Origin of the sequence: Streptomyces sp. NPDC004667 (assembly GCF_040609475.1) — a bacterium.
GTDB lineage: Bacteria > Actinomycetota > Actinomycetes > Streptomycetales > Streptomycetaceae > Streptomyces.
Window position 1 is genome coordinate 1 of the sequence record NZ_JBEXKC010000242.1, and the last position, 2,214, is coordinate 2,214.

General features: G+C 70.1%; 1 protein-coding gene. It reads right to left on the reverse strand.

The window, feature by feature from the left end:
- Positions 1 to 500: 500 nt before the first annotated feature.
- Positions 501 to 1,736 carry a glycosyltransferase gene (locus ABZW32_RS39705; protein WP_356225774.1) on the reverse strand — a complete coding sequence of 412 codons (1,236 nt, stop codon included), beginning with the start codon at positions 1,734 to 1,736 and terminating at the stop codon, positions 501 to 503.
- Positions 1,737 to 2,214 lie beyond the last annotated feature (478 nt).

Below are 2,214 nucleotides of genomic sequence, written 5' to 3' on the forward strand. Positions count from 1 at the left end.
TGGGGGGGGGGTGTCAAGGGCGCTCCCTGCGGTCGCGTCGCTTCGCGATGGCCTTCGGCCACCCTTGACAGCCCGTCCCGCCACGGAATGCCAAAGACTGTCGGGAAACCCCCAAAAGAACGGTCACGGGGGAAGTGAGGGAGGGGCGGGCGGCTCAGGGATGTGCGAGCCCTTTCCCGCCCATCCTCCAGTCCGCCCCCATAAGCGCCTCGGCCCCAAGCCCGGGCCGTGCCAGACCGCACGAAACGGCGACCGGATCGTCCAGCCACGCCCCCGGGACGGCAGACGCGCCGGATCGCTACGCGCTTCGCACGGCTTGGCGTCCGGCGGCCGTCTGGGGCTGGACATAAGCCGCCCACGGTCCAGGGGCTCGATCTCTCACGCGAGCGCGGGTTGTCTGTCCCAGCGAGCACGGACCGTTTGTCGCTTTTGGGATGCTGGACGGGCTCTCGATGACGGCCGGTGCTGCCTGCCGGACTGTGAGGACGACTTTGTCGTCGTCAGAGTCCGGTGGAGCTCTGGTGGGCGGTTTTGTAGAGGAGTTTGGCGGCTGTCGCCGCTCCGTCGGCTTGGAACGCGGCGGCCACTGCGGTGGCTCGGGCGCTGGTCTCGGGGGTGAGGGCGGTCTTGAGTGCGGCGGACAGGGACTCGACCGTCGGGGTCGGGCCGTCGTGGGCCGCGCCGATGCCCAGGTCGGCCACGCGGCCGGCGAAATAGGGCTGGTCGGCCCCCTGGGGCACGATCACCTGGGGTGCGCCGGACCATGTGGCGGTGGCCGTCGTGCCCGCACCGCCGTGGTGGACGACGGCGGCCGCGCGGCGGAACAGGGCCTGGTGGTTGGTCTCGCCGACGACGAAGCAGTCGTCGTGGTCATCAATCAGGGCCAGGTCGGCCCAGCCACGGGAGAGGACCGCGCGGCGTCCCTGTGCGCGGATGGCCTCGATGGCCACGCGGGCGACGTCCTGCGGATCGCGCATGGGGATGCTTCCGAAGCCCACGTAGACCGGCGGCGTACCGACGTCCAGGAACTCCACCAGGTCAGCGGGCAAGGGACGTTCGTCCGGGAGGACCCAGGCACCGGTCTGCACGACATCGAGATCCGCCGGCTGCTGCCACGGTGCCAGGGTCGGGTCCGTGGCCAGCCACGGCCGGTCGGTGAAGACGTGGTCGCGGACGTTGTCCAGCCGCGCCAGGCCGATCGACACCCGGTGGGTGTTGATCGCCTCCCCGAACACCTCCTGCGCGTCCCGGGCGTCCTGTTCCCACAGCTCGCCGTTGTCCGTCACGTCCGGCGCGAGCGGACGTCCCGGGCGCGCCATCGGCGGGTGGTGCGGGGACGGCAGGCTCACCGGCTGGTAGCTGGCGTAGATGTAGGGGATGCCCAGCTTCTCGGAAACGGCCTTCACGCCGGCCACGGCCGGCACGAGGCCGGTCGCCACCAGTACGTCGCACCCTTCGGCAGCGACACTGGCCTGCTCGTAGAACGCGGCGACCAGCTCGGCCGCACGCCTCGGTACGCCGCCTGCCGACGGCGGCGTCTTACCGGTCACCAAGTCGCGCACCGACTGTCCGGTGGGGGTCATCTCCACACCGATCGCCGCCAGCCGCCTGGCGAACTCCTCGTCCGGCGGCGCGCACACCCGCACCTCGGCTCCGAGTTCCAGCAACCGCACCGCGAGTCCCACGAGCGGCTCGACTCCCCCGCGCGAATCGTACGCAGACAACAACACACGCATCCGTGACGCCCATTTCCCTTGGCTGTGGCTCAGGTTGGCGATTCTGCGACACACCCCGGGCCTTGCCGCAATCCCCCCTGCCCGCTATACCTTGAGAGTGGAAGGGCGTGACCACTCCCCCCTTTCCCCACCCAGCCCGCACTCGCGTGCCCAAAGAGCCCCCTAAACCGTGGGCGGCTTATGTCCAGCCCCAGACGGACCGCAGACGCCATACCGAGTGAAGCGCGTAGCGATCTGACGCGTGCGCCGTCCCGATGTCGTGGTTGGGCGCTCTGGTCGCCGTTTCGTGCGGTCTGGTTCGGCCCGGGCCATGGACCGACACGCTCATGGGGGCGGATTGCGGGATGGGCCGGAGATGGCTCGCACATCTCTGGGATGCCCGCCCCTCGCTCATGAACCCGTGGACCGTTCTTTTGGGGGTTTCCCGACAGTCTTTGGCATTCCGTGGCGGGACGGGCTGTCAAGGGTGGCCGAAGGC